Genomic DNA, 16,042 nt, shown 5'->3' with positions numbered 1-16,042 from the left:
CATCGATCGTTCATGCAAGCCACTCAACCCGCCTTCTTCAAGCAAGGTCCGAAGCCGCTGACGCGGCTTTTGATCTTTTCGACGCTCTCCGTCGCCCTGATGGTGGGCGATGTCCATTACCAGGTGCTGGGCCGGGTGCGCGAGCAGGTGTCGTTCGTGCTGTATCCGTTGCAGTGGCTGGCGACCGCGCCCTTCGCCGCGCTGCATGAGGCGCGCGATTTCTTTACCCGGCAGGCAGTGCTGATCGCCGAACACCGCAAGCTGAACGACCAGATCCTGGTGGCGCGCGCCAAGGCGATGCGTGTCGATGCGCTGACCGCCGAGAACGAACAGTTGCGTGGCCTGGCGCTGAGCCAGTCGCAACGCGCGCAGAGCAGCCGGCTGACCGAAATCCTCTACAGCGGGCGCGATCCGTTTTCCGCCAAGCTGATCGTCGACCTGGGCGAGAACGGCGGTATCACGCCGGGCAAAATCGTGGTCGATACCGAGGGCGTGGTCGGACAGGTGGTGCGCGTGCAGCCGATGACGTCCGAGGTGCGGCTGATCACCGATCGCAACCACGCGGTGCCGGTGATGGTGCAGCGCAGTCGCCTGCGCACGGTGGTCTACGGCATGGGCGCGGGCCAGCCGCTGGAGGTGCGCTACCTGCCGCCCAACGCCGATATCAAGGAAGGCGACCTGCTGGTCACTTCCGGGCTGGACGGTCTGTACGCACCGGGCCTGCCGGTGGCGACGATCACCCGGATCGAGCGCCCCAGCGGCTCGCCGTTTCCGCGCATCCAGAGCCGGCCGGTGGCCGGTATCGACAGCCATCGCTTTCTGCTGATCCTCGACAATCCTCCCGCGCCGCCGCCTTACCCGGCCGCATCGGGACCCGCCGCCGCCAAAGGTGCCTGATGCCCGTTTCCAGCCATCTGCCGCGCCCGGTACGCCCGAGCCTGATTTTCCTGACCCTGATCGGCGCGCTGCTGCTCAACCTGCTGCCGTGGCAACTGATCGGCAGTCATTTCGCACCCGATTTCGTTGCGCTGATGCTGCTGTACTGGACGCTCAACCAGCCGCGCCGTGTCGGCGTGGGCTGGGCCTTCGTGTTCGGCCTGGCCATGGACGTGGCCGACGGCAACATGCTGGGCCAGCACACGCTGGCGTATTCGGTGATCGTATATCTGGTGCTGTCGCGCTCTCGCCAGATCAATATCTTCCCGTTCTGGCAACAGGCGCTGGCGATGCTGGGGCTGCTGCTGCTGGCACAGGTGATCATGGCGGTGTTGCGGCTGACCACCGGCGCGGACATGGTGGGCATCAGCTACTTCGTCGGACCGTTCCTCTCGGCCTTCCTGTGGGTGCCGATTTCCAACCTGTTGCTGGTGCACCAGCGTAAGAACGTGCCCGATTCGTTATGAAACACCGCCCCATGTTCGGTGCCTCGTCGCGGGGCAAAACACGGCGCAACAGCAGTAACGAGCTGAAGAACGACCGCGAGGTGCGCGGCGCCTATGAGCTGCGCCTGCTGGCGGCGGCGGTGTTCGTGCTGCTGCTGTTCGGCGTGTTGCTGGCGCGGTTCTTCTGGTTGCAGGGCATCCAGCACGATAAATACATGACGCTGGCCGAGGCCAACCGCATCTCGCTGGTGCCGGTGCCGCCGTCGCGCGGCATCATCCGCGACCGCAATGGCGTGATCCTGGCGCACAATTTTTCCGCGTATACGCTGGAAATCACGCCGTCGCGCATCGACAACCTGGAAGCCACCATCGCCGCGCTCAATGCGCTGGTCGAGATCACGCCCAAGGATCGGCGGCGCTTCAAGAAGCTCCAGGACGAAAGCAAGGATTTCGAATCGCTGCCGATCAAGACGCGGCTCACCGATGAGGAGGTGGCGCGCTTTGCCGCCAACAGCTATCGCTTTCCCGGCGTCGAGATCAAGGCGCGGCTGTTTCGCCATTATCCGCACGGCGAGATTGCGTCGCACCTGATCGGCTACATCGGCCGCATCAACGACCGCGACCTGGCCGATCTGGAAGAAGAGGGCATGCTGGCCAACTACCGGGGCAGCGAGCATATCGGCAAGATCGGCATCGAATCCAGCTACGAGCGTTACCTGCACGGTACCACCGGTTTCGAGGAGGTCGAGATCGACGCCAATGGCCGCGCGGTGCGCACGCTGCGGCGGGTGCCGCCGCGCCCGGGGCACGATCTGCAATTGTCGGTGGACATCAAGTTGCAGGAGGTGGCCGAGCAGTTGATGGCAGGACGGCGTGGCGCGCTGGTCGCCATCGAGCCGGCCACCGGCGGCGTGCTGGCCTTCGTGTCGCAGCCGGGGTTCGACCCCAACCTGTTCGTGGACGGCATTGATCCGCAGACCTGGAAGGAATTGAACGAAAGCCCGGACAAACCACTGCTCAATCGCGCACTGCGCGGCGAGTATCCGCCCGGCTCCACCTTCAAGCCGTTCATGGCGATGGCCGCGCTGGAGGGCAATTTCCCGCTGGTGCACCAGACCATTGCCGATCCGGGGTATTTCATTTTCGGCGGCCACCGCTTTCGCGACTCCAAGGCAGGTGGCTATGGCAGCATGACTTTCGACCGCTCGCTCACCGTGTCGAGTGATACTTACTATTACCAGCTCGCGGTGCAGATGGGCATCGACTATATCGCCACCTTCATGAGCGGGCTGGATTTCGGTCAGCGTACCGGCATCGACCTGCCGGGCGAGCGTCCGGGCGTGCTGCCCAGCGCGGACTGGAAGCGCAAGCGCTTCAAGAACCCGGCGCAGCAGAAATGGTATGCCGGCGAGACGGTGTCGATCGGTATCGGCCAGGGCTACAACAGCTATACGCCGCTACAGATGGCGCACGCCACCGCCACGCTGGTCAATCACGGCGTTGCCTACCGGCCACACGTGGTCAATCGCATCGTCGATCCCAATACTGGCGAAACCACGTTGGTGGAGCCCAGCCCGGAGCGCACGCTGCCGTGGAAGCGCGAGAACTCCGAGCGGGTGATCCGTGGCCTGGCCAGCGTCATCACCAACGGCACCGGCGCCAATGCCTTTCGCAACGCCGGCTATGTCGCCGGCGGCAAGACCGGCACCGCGCAGGTGTTCTCGCTCAAGGGCGGCAAGTACAACGCGCGCAATGTCCACGAACGGTTGCGCGACCACTCCTGGTTCATCGCCTTCGCGCCGGTGGACAAGCCTCGCATCGCACTGGCGGTGATCGTGGAAAACGGTGGCTTCGGCGCCGCGGCCGCCGCGCCCATCGCGCGCAAGACCCTCGACTACTATCTGCTTGGCAAGTTGCCGGAAGCACCGGCGGCGCAGGCCGCCTCCGTCGCCGAGCAGCCCAGCGCGGAGCACACCGGTGATTAAACTGCTCTGGCAACGTTTCAAGCAGCCCATCGACCCCTGGCTGCTGCTGTTCACCCTGCTGGTGTTCGTGGTGTCGGCGGTGCTGCTGTATTCGGCGTCCAACCAGGATGTCGCGCGGGTGTCCGACAAGCTCACCTTCATGGGCATCTCACTGGTGCTGATGTGGTGTATCGCCAGCATCCGGCTCCAGACGCTGATGCGGCTGGCGTTGCCGGCGTATGTGGTCGGCGTGCTGCTGCTGCTGGCGGTGGAGTTCTTCGGCGTGACCAGCCATGGCGCCACGCGCTGGCTGAATATCGGCATCACGCGCATCCAGCCGTCGGAGCTGATGCGGATCGCGCTGCCGCTGATGCTGGCCTGGTATTTCCATCTGCACGAAGTGCATCTCAACTGGCGGCATTTCGTGGTCGGCGCGCTGCTGATCGTGCTGCCGGTGGGGCTGATCCTCAAGCAGCCGGACCTGGGCACCGGGCTGCTGATCACATCCAGCGGTTTCTACGTGCTGTTCTTCGCCGGGCTGTCGTGGCGGCTGATCGCGGCCGGCGCCGCGGCCTTCGGCGGGCTGGCCTACGTGGTCACGCACTGGAACCTGTGCATCAATATCCTGCACGAATACCAGTGCCGTCGCGTGGCGACCATGCTCGATCCCACCAGCGATCCGCTGGGCGCGGGCTATCACATCATCCAAGGCACCATCGCCATCGGCTCGGGCGGCTGGTTCGGCAAGGGCTGGCTGGCCGGCACGCAGACCCACCTGGACTTCATCCCCGAACGCACCACCGACTTCATCTTCGCGGTGTACGGCGAGGAGTTCGGCTTGGTGGGCAATGCGCTGCTGCTGTTGCTGTATCTGCTGGTGATCGCACGCGGGCTGATGATCTCGAATGGCGCATCCACCACGTTCGGTCGGCTGCTGGCGGGCTCGATCGCGCTCAATTTCTTTACCTATGTCTTCGTCAACATGGGCATGGTGTCCGGCATCCTGCCTGTGGTGGGCGTGCCGCTGCCGTTGATCTCGTATGGCGGCACGTCGATGGTGTCGATCCTGGCCAGCTTTGGCCTGCTGATGAGCGTGCAGCGCGATCGCAAGTTGATGAAGGGGTAGGTGGGTGAGGAGTGAAGTGTCGGGTGTGAGGTGCAGAAGTAACGAAACGGCGCGCCGTGGCTGTTGTTCTTGGAAGTTACTCCTCACCCTCACACTTGTTTCGGAGGTGACCGCTTGAAAACCAGCTTGAAACTCATCTGCCTGAGTGTGTGCACGGCGCTACTTGCCGCGTGCTCCAGCACGCCCAGCCGCACGACCACCCCGGCGCCCCAGCCCACGCCGCCCGCCACGACCAGCGCGCGGCCGCCGGTACTGGCGCAGCAGCCGAGCAACAATCCCTGCGTCTACGTGCGATCGAGCAATGGCGCGTTCTACAAGGACGATGGCCCCCTCGATCTGCCGCCGTGGATCGATCTGGTGCCCGAGGCCACGCCGCGCGCCGAGCCGCTGCACCGCTTCGCCAACAATCCCTACACCGTGTTGGGCCAGAGCTTCACGCCGATCAGGGATGCCGGCGACTATCGCGCCCAGGGCATCGGCTCGTGGTACGGCCGTAAGTTCCACGGCCAGAAGACCTCCAGTGGCGAGGTCTACGATATGTTCGCGATGACCGCCGCGTCGCCGGTGCTGCCGATTCCCAGCTACGCGCGCATCACCAATGTGAAGAACGGCCGCAGCGTGATCGTGCGGGTGAACGATCGCGGGCCGTTCCACAAGGGGCGGGTGATCGATCTGTCGTTCGTCGCCGCCTGCCGCCTGGGCTACGCCATGCAGGGCAGCAGCGAGGTGGTGGTGGAAAGCCTGACCGCGGGTGGCGCGCTGCCACCGCCCACGGTGGCGACGGTGGTCGAGACACCGGCGCCCGCGTCCGCACAGGCTTTGCCGCCGCCCGCCCCGGTTGCGCCGGTGGCGGAAACGCGCAACGGCGTTTATCTGCAACTGGGCGCGTTTTCGTCGCGCACCAACGCCGAAGCGTTCCTGACTCGTTTGTCCGGCGAACTGCCGCCCGGCTCGCCGCTGGTGATCCAGACTGCCGGTGCGATGCATCGGGTGCGGCTGGGGCCGTACCCGGATCGCCACGCCGCCGAGCTGGCGGCCCGGCAACTGGCGGACGCGCACGACCTGACCGCCGTCATCGGCAGATAGCGCGGCGCTCCCGCCAATCGGGGGGCACTGTTCCGTGGTGGCCACAGCCGCTTGCCACCGCCGCGCTTTGCCTCAAGAATGCGTGGAGCCGCGCCGCCGTGACGGGCGCCATTCCAGCAACCAGGAGACGAAATCCGTGAGCCCGCCGCCTGCCAGGGAGCAAGACGACGGTCATTCATTCGCACGCATCCGCGTACTGCTGGTGGTGCTGTCCGTCGTGGTGATGCTGTTCACGCTCGGGGCCCTGGGCTGGTCCAGCCTGCGCAGCTATCAGGAGACCCAGAACAAGGCCGAGCTGTACCTGCTCACGCTGGCGCGTACCACCGAGGAGCACGTGGGACGCACGATGGAGTCGTCCGTCAACGCGCTGTTCTCGATCCAGCAGGACACGCTGTTCCGCAAGTGCCTGGCAGCCCGGGACGACGAATGCCTCTACGCCTACCTGCAACGGGTGGCGGTGCGTTACCCGCAACTGGGTTCGCTGGCGGTGATCTACGAGGATGGCAGGCTCGCGGCCACCACGCGCACGTACCCCACGCCGAACGCCAACCTGGCGAACGAGCGCTACTACCGCACCATCCGCGCGCTGCCCGGCACGCCGCACTATATCGCCGAGCCGGGGCTGGATCCCGGTGGCGGTGGCGAGATCATTCCCATCGCCACCGGCCTGTCGGGCGCGGGTGGCGCGTTCGCCGGCGTACTGATGGCCGGCTTGTCGCCGGGCTACTTCGCCGATTTCTACCGCTCGCTGGAAACCCAGCGTGGCACCACCTTGCGCGTGTTCCGCGACGACGGCGCCACGCTGCTGTTCTACCCCGAATCCGCGCGGGAACGCGTGCGCAATATCGGCGCGCGCCAGTTCTTCGACGAAGCCTTCCTGCGCCAGGAAGCCGGCGTGTTCCACGAAACCGACGACGCCCCTGGCGGCCGGCGTCTCTACGGCTGGCGGCATGTCAGTGGCTGGCCGCTGGGCGTGGCCGTTGGTTCGGATCGCAGCGTGGTGCTGGCCACCTGGCAGCGCGAAAACCTGATCAACCTGGGCATTACCTGCCTGATGCTGCTGGCGAGCGGCAGCCTGTTGATCTACGTGTTGCAGCAACTGAAGCGGCTGGAACAGACCGAGGCCGACCTCTACCTGACCAAGGTGGCAGTGGAGCGAGGGGCGGACATGGCGGTGTGGCTGGACGACGGCGGCGTGATCCGTTACGTGAACGCCACCGCCTGCAACCGGCTGGGTTATAGCGAGGGCGAACTGCTGTCGATGCGGCTGAAGGACGTGAATCCCGGCTTCAAGCCGGAAAGCTGGCCCCGTTTCTGGATGCGCCTGCGCGAGCACAAGCACTTGTTCGACGAGGTGACGTTCAAGACCCGCACCGGTGAGGAGTTCCCCATCGAGGTGTACTCCAACTTCATCGTGTTCAAGGGGCGCGAATACAACTGCGCAGTGGTGCGCGACATCTCCGAGCGCCGCATGGCCGAGGAAGCCATCGTCAAGAGCGAGCAGCAGTTGCGGCTGGCGCTGGAGGCTTCCAATACCGGCCTCTTTGACATGCCGCTGGAGAGCCGCCGCACCGCCGTCACCAGCCCGGAATACGACCGGCTGCTGGGCTACGAGCCGGGTGAGCTGATTGAAACCTTCGAAAAGTGGAAGAGCCAGCTACATCCGTCCGACCGCGAGAACGTGATGCGCGCGGTGCGCGATTACTACACCGGCGCCGCGCACCAACTGGTGATCGAATACCGCCGCAAACGCAAGGACGGCGAGTTCCACTGGTACCAGACCCGTGGTCGTTTCATCGATTTCGACGAGCAGCAACGGCCCAACCGCCTGATCGGCACGGTGACCGATATCACCGAGCGCAAGGAAGCGCAGGATCGCATCACCGAACTGGCCAATTTCGATACGGTGACCGGGCTGGCCAACCGCAACCTGCTGCGCGACGAGCTGAAGCTGTCGGTGGCCGCGGCCGAACGCTACCACCGGCGCCTGGCGGTGCTGTTCCTCGACCTGGACCGCTTCAAGACCATCAACGATTCGCTCGGCCACGCCGCCGGCGATCAGGTGCTGATGCAGGTGGCCGAGCGGCTGCGGGGCATCGTCGGGCGTACCGATATCCTGGCGCGGCTGGGTGGCGACGAGTTCGTCGTGGTGCTGTCGGAAATCCAGGATGCGATGCAGGCGGGACAGATCGCCGAGCGCATCCTGGAATCGTTCTCCGAACCGTTTGAACTGGAGGCGGGCGGCTTTGCCAGCTCCACCTCCATCGGCATCGCGCTTTATCCGGACGACGGCGACGACTCCGAAACATTGATCCGCAATGCCGACGTGGCGATGTATCAGGCCAAAGCCAACGGCCGCAACAACTACCAGTATTTCACCGCCGACCTCAATGTTCTGGCCTCGGAGCGGCTGGTGCTGGAAACCAGCATGCGGCAGGCGCTGGTCAACAACGAATTCACGCTGTTCTACCAGCCACAGGCCGGCCTTGCCGACGGCGGCGTCATTGGGGCCGAGGCGCTGATCCGCTGGCGACATCCCGAGCATGGCCTGATCCCCCCGGGCAAATTCATTCCGGTGGCGGAGGAGTCGCGGTTGATCGTCCCCATCGGCAACTGGGTGCTGCGCGAGGCGTGTCGCCAGGCGGCGGAATGGCAGGCGGCAGGCCTGCCGCCGCTGACCATCGCGGTGAACCTGTCACCCCTGCAACTGCACCAGGCCAACCTGCTGGAAATCGTCGCCGACGCGCTGGCCGCTTCGGGGCTGGACGCGCAGTACCTGGAACTGGAGGTGACCGAATCGGTGGTGATGCAGGAGGTGGAGCACGTGATGGCGATGCTGCACGGCCTGAAGCGCCTGGGCGTAAAGCTATCCATCGACGACTTCGGAACGGGGTACTCCAGCCTGTCGTACCTCAAGCGCTTTGCGTTCGACAAGCTCAAGGTGGACCAGAGCTTCGTACGCGATCTGACCACCGATCCCAACGACGCCGCCATCGTGCTGGCCATTATCGGCCTGGGCAAGACACTGGGCATGTCCGTACTGGCCGAGGGGGTGGAAACGGCCGAACAACTGGCCTTCCTGCAAAGCGCCGACATCGACGCCATCCAGGGCTTCTTCTTCAGCCGCCCGATCCCGGCCGAAGAGTTCCGGCAACTGATGGAACGCATGCCCGTGCTGCCGCTGCCCGAGATGCCCGCATAGCGCGGCGGCGGCATCGCGCCATGGAAGAGGGAATGGTAACCGCGCGCGACCTCCCAAACCCTGAATCTTGAAACGCAGAGCGCGGGGAACGCGGAGACAACCGGAGGAAATGAAAGAGAGAAGCGTCATGGCGGGGCAACGCATTGCCCGGTGCGCCCGGCTTGCTTCTTCCTCCTGCTCTTTCTTTGGTTTTCTCCGTGAAACGCTGTGTTCTCCGTGTCCTCTGTGTTTCAGGATTTGGGGTTCAGGTCTGATCCTTCTCCCTTCTCAGGCGCGTAGCATCTAGAGCTGAGACTCGATTGGCAGCAGCGACATCAGCCACGCCGTGAATCGTCGCCAGCCGCTGGATTTGGGATCGGCGTCATATTCCTGGCCGTCGGCGCCATCGCGCCACACCACATTCCCCTGATCATCCAGCCGTAGCGCGTATGCATCGCGGGCGACCAGGCGGTCGAACTGCTCGGCCATCCGGCTGGCCAGCAGATCGCTTTCGAACAGCACGCCGATCTCGGTGTTCAGTTCGATCGAACGCGGGTCCATATTGAGCGAACCGATGAAGACATTGCGGCGGTCGAACACGAACGCCTTGCTGTGCAGGCTGGCGCGCGAGGAGCCGCGAAAGCCCGAGCCGCTGCCAAAGCCGCTGCCGCCCGAACGCTTGGCCGAGCGTGCCAGCCCGCTACCCTGGCCGGGCGGCGGATCGGGCTTCCATTCGAACACCTTCACACCTGCTTCCAGCAGCGGCTTGCGATAACGCGCGTAACCGGCGTGCACGGCGGCCACGTCGGTGGCGGCGAGCGAGTTGGTCAGCACCTTCACCTCGACGCCCGACTTCACCAGATTGGCCATCCAGGTGGTGCCATCGTCGCCTGGCACGAAGTAGGGTGAGACCACGGCCAGTTCACGGTGGGTTTTCTGTGCCACCGGCGCCAGGCGCTCGGCCAGCAGCGTTGCATCCTCGTCCGGGTCCATCTTCTTGGGATCGTCGTACAGCGCGCGGGCGCGGCCCCAGTAGAACGGTAGCTTCACCGCGCGCAGGCGCTCGGCCATGGCCTGCTGTTCCAGCGCGCGCAGGTAATCGCTGGCGCGATCCTCTTGCAATTGCTTGCCGTACTCGACGCGCAGCGCGTCCAGCATGCCGTCCAGCTTGCGCTCCGGGTAGAACAGCTTCACCGGGATCGCCAGCTTGTGATTCCAGAACAGATCGAACGAGCGCGCCACCTGTGGCACAACCGGGCCGATGCACAGCACGTCCAGATCGCTGAAATCGATCTCTTCATTGGCTTCGAAATACTCGTCGCCGATATTGCGCCCGCCGACGATGATGGCGCGGTGGTCCGCGATCAGCGCCTTGTTGTGCATGCGCTGGTTCATGCGGCTGAGATCCAGCAACGACGACATCGCACGCCAGTTGCGGTTGGCGGCCGGGTTGAACAGGCGGATCTCGATATTCGGGTGCGCTGACAACGCCAGCAGCAGGTCGTCGTCGGCGTTGGCGCCCACATCATCCAGCAGCAGTCGCACCCGAACACCCCGATCCGCGGCCTCCAGCAGCTTGGCCATCATCAGCCGGCCGGTCAGGTCGTCGTGCCAGATGTAGTACTGCACATCGAGCGTCTTTTGCGCCACCATCGCCAGCGCCAGTCGCGTGAGCAGCGCATCGCGGCCCCGGTCGAGCGGATACAGCCCGGTCAGCCTGGGATGCTGAGCGAGCAACGGCGCCACGGCATGCGCGAGCGGCGTATCGGCCGTATCGACCACCGAGGTGGATGCGACGCTCTCGGGTTTGGCGGGCAAGGCGCCACAGCCAGTGAGCAGAGTGCCCAGGGTCAGCAGGGCGGCGGGCAGCAGGGTGCGAGGGGCCATGGAGCGCGTGGAGGAAGACGATGCCCCGACTGTAGCAAAGTCCAAGCCCATTTCAGCGCGAACCTCTGGTTATAATCCCGCCACTCCCTATGTCGAGCGTGCCGTGCCGCGAGCATCCTCCCGCCTAGCCCTGATCCTGTGCCTGCTGATGGCTTGTGCCGCGGTCTGGCGTGGATTGCACGGCCCTGCTGGCGCCGCGCCGACCCTGAGCTGGTGCGTGAGCGGCAGCCTCGACACGACACGGCCAGTACCGCTATCCGGCATCGAACCTCCGTTGTGCCCGGATTGCCTGGCGGCGCAATGGGCCGGCGACAACGCCGTGCCACGCAACCCGCCGACGCTGTTCATTGCACCGCTGGCCAACCCGGCGCACATTGCGGCGGCTTTTGTCGCGTTACCGTATTTTCCGGTGCAAGCCTATGCGCGCGGTCCACCCGGTGATGTCGTCATCGCGTGAACCGACTCTTACAAACCACTGGAAAAATTTTCATGAAAAAACTGATCCTGGGCGCCTTGCTGGCGCTGGGCGCCACCTTGGCGCTGGCCCACGAATACCAGGCCGGCAATTTGCTGATCGGCCACCCCTGGACCCGTGCCACCGCGCCGGGCGCTACCGTGGGCGGCGTGTTCCTGACACTGGACAACACCGCCGGTGAGGCCGATAAACTGCTCTCTGCCGCCACCCCGGCCGCCGAACGTGCCGAACTGCACAGCATGAGCATGGAGAACGGCGTGATGAAGATGCGACAGGTTCCGGCCATCGACGTCCCGGCCAAGACCAAGCAGGCGCTGGCGCCGGGTGGGCTGCACATCATGCTTACCGGCCTGAAGCAGCCATTGAAGGAAGGCGCGAGCTTTCCGTTGACACTGACTTTCGAGCACGCGGGGGCCGTACAGGTGCACGTCAAGGTCGAGGCCTTGGGCGCCAGCGCGCCGGCGGGCCCCAAGCACTGATCCGCAGCCGGCGTGGAACGGGATGCCACTCGGCTTTCCGTTCCACGCCGGCGATCCGTTACCCTTTCTTTCCTGAGCCACCATGGACATCACCGCCGTCAAGGACTACCTGCTGACCCTGCAACAGAACATCGTCGCGTCCCTGGAAAACCTGGATGGTGGTGCGTTCATTCACGACGCCTGGCAACGCCCGCAGGGCGGTGGCGGCATCAGTCGTGTGATCGAGGATTCGGCCCTGCTGGAGCGCGGCGGCGTGCTGTTCTCGCACGTGATGGGCGATGCGATGCCCGCGTCCGCCACGGCGCACCGGCCAGAACTGGCCGGCCGAGCGTGGGAAGCGATGGGCGTGTCGCTGGTGCTGCACCCGCGCAACCCCTACGTGCCGACCGTGCACCTGAACGTGCGCTGCTTTCGCGCCTATCATGCCGACGGTTCCGGCGAAGACGTATTCTGGTTCGGCGGCGGCATGGATCTCACGCCCTACTACGGCGAGCTGGACGACGCCCGCCATTTCCACGCCACCTGCAAGGCCGCGCTGGACCCGCTCGGCCCCCAGTACTATCCGGCGTTCAAGGACTGGTGCGACCGATATTTCTTTCTCAAGCATCGCAACGAAGCGCGCGGTATCGGCGGCATCTTCTTCGACGATTTCGCCGAAGGGGGCTTCGACGGCGGCTTTGCCATGATGCGCGCCGTCGGCGATGCCTTTCTGCCCGCCTACCTGCCCGTTGTAGAAGCGCGCCGCGAGCAGCCCTACGGCGAACGCGAACGCGCCTGGCAGTCCTATCGTCGGGGGCGCTATGTGGAATTCAACCTGGTGTGGGATCGCGGCACGCTGTTTGGCCTGCAATCGGGCGGCCGCACCGAATCCATCCTCTGTTCCATGCCGCCGACCGCCAGTTGGCGCTACGACTGGCAGCCACCGCAGGGTAGCGCGGAGGAGCGGCTGCTGACCGAGTTCCTGCCGGTGAGGGATTGGCTGGCTTAGGCGGTTCAGTCTCGACAAGAACGGGAAGCCGGTGTGCTTCCCGTTTTGTTTTGCGGCGCATTCATTTGCCGGGGCGCAGGCCGGCCTGGAGCAGATGATCCTGTAGTGCGTTGCCGAAGTGGATTTGCGGTACCGAGCCGATTTTCTCGCCGATCTCCTTTTCCCGGGCGGCCACCTTGTCCGAAACGGTGAGGAACAGCGCCGGCCAATCCAGGTGGCGCGTGTCCTGATCGACCAGCAGCGCCTTGCCGAAAAAAGTGTAGTCGTCGCGTACCGAGCAGCCGAACGACACCCGATCCGACCGCGATGCGCTCAGCACCAGCGCATCCGGGTCGTAGAGGAACGCGTTGACGAAACTGCCGGAAAAGCAGGCCGACACTGCCAGCATCACGTACTTGATCCCCGCCTTGCCCAGGGTGGTCTTGAGCCAGGTCGGCGACAGCGCTTCTCCGGCTCGCCCGGGCTGCTTCAGCAGGACACTGCCGTCCTGCTGCCCGTGCGACACCATGTATAGCATCAGCACATCGCGTTGCGGGTCCATCCGGGCGCCGATGCCGCGCAGTGCGCGCTCCAGCGTATCCAGATTGGCCTGCGGATAGCGCTCGCGATCGCCCGGATCGTTGCTGAGCAGCACCTGGGCATCCTCGGCCCCATAGCGTGTCGCCAGGGTGGCCGAGGCATGGCGCGCCTCGTTGCCGAACACCTCGGGCCAGGCATAACCGGCGATGCTCAGCCCATAGACCTTGGGTTGCTCCGCTTTGGCGGGCATGGCGGAGAGTTGCGCCTCCAGCAACGCGGTTGCGGTGGCTGAGGGCTGCGGGGTCATGCTGGCGCATCCGGTGAGCCATAGCAGACACAGCAACCAGAATAAACAGGGGGCGCGGCGCATGATGGTCATCCAAAAAAAGGGAAGGGCCAGTCTATATGAGTGCTTTTCTCTGCCCGTTTGATCTGGGTTCAGATTGGACTCGATTAATTCTCCGAACATCGAGGGCGCCTAGTAAGGAAATTGTTCGGTTTTGTGCGGATTAAAACGGGCAATTCGAAAATATCAAAAGGATTGAAAATGACGAGTTTCGTATTGAAAGCCTCGGTATTGGCAGCGCTGGCGACGGGGATGGTGGGGTGCGGTGGTGGTAGTGGCGGCAACGAAGATCCGGTAGTGATCGACACCTTTGCGGGTTGCATGAGCGAATTGGCCCAGTTGCCGGATACGGTGACGGCGACGCCGGTGTCGCTTGCCGCCAGTGATCCGGTCGCCAGAGCGGATCTCTACGATTACCAGAGCACGTGGTACGACGGTGCGTTCTGGCGAGGCAACAAGGATCAGGGCGCTTCGCTGACCGAGTACCCGGCGCAGGCCGGTCAATGGCTGGACGAACACGGTGCTATTGCGGCGCAGGTGGTGGCCAGTGACTTCAATATTCCCAACCGGATGAGCTATCTGTCGGCGAGCTTCGATAGCCTGTTCAGTGGTCAGGGGACGCCCGACAGCGTCTCACTCAAGGTGGAGGAGTTCTACTCGTCCACCGGCATGTACCTGGGTTATCTGGAAACCGGGTCGAACTACACCTGGGGCTTTGGCTATGGCACTGATCTCCAGGGCATGAATGCCGCGCGTCGCGATGCGTTGGAAAAGGACGTTCCTTTCCACGTTGCGCCGCACAAACGCTATGCGCGAGGAAGCGCCAGTGGTGCGCGTCAGGGTCAGGCGACCGGACTGGTGGAGTATGACGTGACGTACCTGGGCAAGGGCACGGTACAGACTGGGCTTTCCGGCGAACTGACCGCCTGCAAGATGGCCAACACTGGCCAACTGACCTGGCTGGACGAGCAGGGAAATCCGATGGGCAATGTTACCCAGATCACCGAGGAATACTGGGTGCTGCCGACGCTGGGCGTGGTGCATCGTGTTGCCAGAGAGGTAGAGGTCAGCGGCCAGGGCTATATCGTGGCATCGTACGATCAGAAGCGTGACCTGGATTACCGCGTGGTCAATGGCATCAAGTACCAGATGCCCCGCGCCTACCATTGATCGAGGCTGTTTTGTTGAAAACCCACCGCGTCAGCGGTGGGTTTTTTGCTGGGTGTTTCAATCCACCAGTGCCGGGTCGACCCCCATCCGTCGCAGCATATCGTGCAGATTGCGGCCGGCGACCTGAGGGAAGCGCTGCGGTAACACCTGGCAGGCGCGAATGCGGTCGAGGCGGAAGTGGCGATAGTCGCCGCGCAGTTCGCACCATGCGGCCAGCGTCCAGTTGCCGTGCCAGAAGAACAGCCCCAGCGGATGCAGCTCGCGCTCGCTGGGTGTGCCGTCGGCGCGGGTGTAGGCGATATGGACGACGTTGAGCGCATGCACCGCCTGGCGCAGCCGGCCAAGCAGTGGACGCAGCGTGGCGTGCAGTTGTGGTATCGGTGCGTACAGCCGGGTGGGCAGGTCGATCTGGCGGCGCAGTGTGACTTCGATCTTGGCTTGCGCGCTACGCGCCGCGCTGGCGAGGTCGGCATCGCCGTAGCCCTGGACCATCCGCGCTCCCAATCGCAGCGCATCCAGTTCCTCGCGGGTGAAGCTGAGCGGCGGCAGGTCCAGGTTCTGCTTCAGCCGGTAACCGACGCCGGCTTCGCCATCGATGGGCAGACCCGTGCCGAGCAGATCGCTGACATCGCGGTAGATGGTGCGTTCCGACACCCCCAGTTGCTGCGCCAGCCAGCGCGCGGTGGTCAGCGGCCGGCTGCGCAGGAACAGGGTGATCTGATAAAGACGGTCGGCGCGGCGCATGGCTCGGTCTTTGGTGGTGGATGGAATGGATGGTGGCTGAACCCTGAATCTTGAACCACAGAGGACCGTGGTGAGAACACGGCGTTGCGCAGAGAAAATCAGAACAATCGAAGAGCGGATGCCATTCGCGTTGACTCGTTTTTGATTTTCTCTGTGACCCCCTGTGTTCTCACTGTCCTCGGTGATTCAAGGTGTCGGGGTGTCAGCCCACCTCAATCAAGGCGCTGCATGCAGCCCGATCAGGTTGCCTTCGGTGTCGCGGAAGGTGGCGATGTAGCCGATTTCCGCGTCGATCAGTGTCTTGGGGCGGACCACGCAGCCGCCGTGATCCTCTACCCGCCGCAGCCAGTCGTCGAGATCGCCAGGGGTGTTCAGGTAGGGCAGCACGCCGTCGGCGGCCGGTTTGATCGGGCCGGGTGACACCAGCGCGCCGCCGACGCCTTCGCCGGCATACGGCAGGATGGCCAGTTCAAAATCGCCGCAGGGATCGCGGCGCAGGTTCTGGCCGAACAGACGTTCGTAAAAGGCGGTGGCGCGGTCGAAGTCGAGGGTGGGAATCTCGAACCAGTTGATGGCATTCATGGGGGGCTCCAGGGTGGGGGAAAGACGTTGTCATGTTGCCGTACCCCTACTGACACCGTGATGTCAGCAGTGTTTTTTCGATTTAATGCCCTGTTTTGGTGCGCCATTCACCG

Annotated in this window: 14 protein-coding genes; 10 read left to right on the top strand and 4 right to left on the bottom strand. The window is 64.3% G+C overall.

Features of this window, described 5'->3' with window-relative positions:
- Positions 1-12 precede the first annotated feature (12 nt).
- The 6 genes from mreC to FAZ21_RS01400 all read left to right on the top strand — a co-directional run bounded on the left by mreC (position 13) and on the right by FAZ21_RS01400 (position 8,760).
- The gene (mreC, locus tag FAZ21_RS01425; protein ID WP_136771489.1) at positions 13-897 is read left to right on the top strand and encodes a rod shape-determining protein MreC; all 885 of its coding nucleotides are present in this window, start codon (positions 13-15) and stop codon (positions 895-897) included.
- Positions 897-1,403: a rod shape-determining protein MreD gene (gene mreD / locus FAZ21_RS01420; protein WP_136771488.1), complete on the top strand. Its 507-nt coding sequence runs from the start codon at positions 897-899 to the stop codon at positions 1,401-1,403. Before mreC ends, mreD begins: the two co-directional genes overlap by 1 nt.
- Entirely contained in the window at positions 1,400-3,367 is a 1,968-nt protein-coding gene (mrdA, locus tag FAZ21_RS01415) for a penicillin-binding protein 2 (RefSeq protein ID WP_136771487.1), read from the top strand. The genes mreD and mrdA overlap by 4 nt, the downstream gene beginning before the upstream one ends.
- A complete protein-coding gene (rodA, locus tag FAZ21_RS01410; protein ID WP_136771486.1) occupies positions 3,360-4,472 on the top strand; it encodes a rod shape-determining protein RodA in 1,113 nt (370 codons plus the stop codon). The genes mrdA and rodA overlap by 8 nt, the downstream gene beginning before the upstream one ends.
- A gap of 114 nt (positions 4,473-4,586) precedes the next feature.
- The gene (locus tag FAZ21_RS20990) at positions 4,587-5,558 is read left to right on the top strand and encodes a septal ring lytic transglycosylase RlpA family protein (protein WP_211243332.1); all 972 of its coding nucleotides are present in this window, start codon (positions 4,587-4,589) and stop codon (positions 5,556-5,558) included.
- A gap of 136 nt (positions 5,559-5,694) precedes the next feature.
- Complete coding sequence (locus FAZ21_RS01400; RefSeq protein WP_136771485.1) at positions 5,695-8,760, top strand: bifunctional diguanylate cyclase/phosphodiesterase; 3,066 nt, start codon at positions 5,695-5,697, stop codon at positions 8,758-8,760.
- 282 nt (positions 8,761-9,042) lie between these two features.
- On the opposite strand, the gene FAZ21_RS01395 is transcribed toward FAZ21_RS01400, so the two are convergent.
- Positions 9,043-10,626 carry a phospholipase D family protein gene (locus FAZ21_RS01395; RefSeq protein WP_169307202.1) on the bottom strand — a complete coding sequence of 528 codons (1,584 nt, stop codon included), beginning with the start codon at positions 10,624-10,626 and terminating at the stop codon, positions 9,043-9,045.
- A gap of 103 nt (positions 10,627-10,729) precedes the next feature.
- Between FAZ21_RS01395 and FAZ21_RS01390 the strand changes: the two genes are divergently transcribed.
- The 3 genes from FAZ21_RS01390 to hemF all read left to right on the top strand — a co-directional run bounded on the left by FAZ21_RS01390 (position 10,730) and on the right by hemF (position 12,568).
- On the top strand, positions 10,730-11,083 hold the full coding sequence (locus tag FAZ21_RS01390) for a hypothetical protein (RefSeq protein ID WP_136771483.1): 354 nt from the start codon (positions 10,730-10,732) through the stop codon (positions 11,081-11,083).
- A 32-nt stretch (positions 11,084-11,115) separates the two neighbouring features.
- A complete protein-coding gene (locus FAZ21_RS01385) occupies positions 11,116-11,580 on the top strand; it encodes a copper chaperone PCu(A)C (RefSeq protein WP_136771482.1) in 465 nt (154 codons plus the stop codon).
- Positions 11,581-11,662: 82 nt separating this feature from the next.
- Positions 11,663-12,568, top strand: coding sequence for an oxygen-dependent coproporphyrinogen oxidase (hemF, locus tag FAZ21_RS01380; protein WP_136771481.1), 906 nt, complete (start codon positions 11,663-11,665; stop codon positions 12,566-12,568).
- Positions 12,569-12,629: 61 nt separating this feature from the next.
- Here hemF and FAZ21_RS01375 read toward each other — a convergent pair whose 3' ends face one another.
- A complete protein-coding gene (locus tag FAZ21_RS01375; protein WP_169307201.1) occupies positions 12,630-13,394 on the bottom strand; it encodes a C13 family peptidase in 765 nt (254 codons plus the stop codon).
- A 240-nt stretch (positions 13,395-13,634) separates the two neighbouring features.
- On the opposite strand from FAZ21_RS01375, the gene FAZ21_RS01370 reads away from it, so the two are divergent.
- The gene (locus FAZ21_RS01370; RefSeq protein ID WP_136771479.1) at positions 13,635-14,603 is read left to right on the top strand and encodes a hypothetical protein; all 969 of its coding nucleotides are present in this window, start codon (positions 13,635-13,637) and stop codon (positions 14,601-14,603) included.
- Positions 14,604-14,660: 57 nt separating this feature from the next.
- Here FAZ21_RS01370 and FAZ21_RS01365 read toward each other — a convergent pair whose 3' ends face one another.
- Both FAZ21_RS01365 and FAZ21_RS01360 read right to left on the bottom strand, forming a co-directional pair.
- A complete protein-coding gene (locus tag FAZ21_RS01365) occupies positions 14,661-15,347 on the bottom strand; it encodes a helix-turn-helix transcriptional regulator (protein WP_136771478.1) in 687 nt (228 codons plus the stop codon).
- A gap of 216 nt (positions 15,348-15,563) precedes the next feature.
- On the bottom strand, positions 15,564-15,929 hold the full coding sequence (locus tag FAZ21_RS01360; RefSeq protein ID WP_136771477.1) for a VOC family protein: 366 nt from the start codon (positions 15,927-15,929) through the stop codon (positions 15,564-15,566).
- Positions 15,930-16,042 lie beyond the last annotated feature (113 nt).

This window comes from Chitiniphilus eburneus (assembly GCF_005048205.1).
GTDB lineage: Bacteria > Pseudomonadota > Gammaproteobacteria > Burkholderiales > Chitinibacteraceae > Chitiniphilus > Chitiniphilus eburneus.
This window is presented reverse-complemented; position numbering and strand designations above follow the sequence as displayed.

What these genes read in the sequence shown, in the direction of transcription:
- mreC (WP_136771489.1), top strand. Translation starts at nt 13, where the DNA reads ATGCAAGCCACTCAACCCGCCTTCTTCAAGCAAGGTCCGAAGCCGCTG.
- mreD (WP_136771488.1), top strand. Translation starts at nt 897, where the DNA reads ATGCCCGTTTCCAGCCATCTGCCGCGCCCGGTACGCCCGAGCCTGATT.
- mrdA (WP_136771487.1), top strand. Translation starts at nt 1,400, where the DNA reads ATGAAACACCGCCCCATGTTCGGTGCCTCGTCGCGGGGCAAAACACGG.
- FAZ21_RS01395 (WP_169307202.1), bottom strand. Translation starts at nt 10,626, where the DNA reads ATGGCCCCTCGCACCCTGCTGCCCGCCGCCCTGCTGACCCTGGGCACT.
- FAZ21_RS01385 (WP_136771482.1), top strand. Translation starts at nt 11,116, where the DNA reads ATGAAAAAACTGATCCTGGGCGCCTTGCTGGCGCTGGGCGCCACCTTG.
- hemF (WP_136771481.1), top strand. Translation starts at nt 11,663, where the DNA reads ATGGACATCACCGCCGTCAAGGACTACCTGCTGACCCTGCAACAGAAC.
- FAZ21_RS01375 (WP_169307201.1), bottom strand. Translation starts at nt 13,394, where the DNA reads ATGACCCCGCAGCCCTCAGCCACCGCAACCGCGTTGCTGGAGGCGCAA.
- FAZ21_RS01370 (WP_136771479.1), top strand. Translation starts at nt 13,635, where the DNA reads ATGACGAGTTTCGTATTGAAAGCCTCGGTATTGGCAGCGCTGGCGACG.
- FAZ21_RS01365 (WP_136771478.1), bottom strand. Translation starts at nt 15,347, where the DNA reads ATGCGCCGCGCCGACCGTCTTTATCAGATCACCCTGTTCCTGCGCAGC.
- FAZ21_RS01360 (WP_136771477.1), bottom strand. Translation starts at nt 15,929, where the DNA reads ATGAATGCCATCAACTGGTTCGAGATTCCCACCCTCGACTTCGACCGC.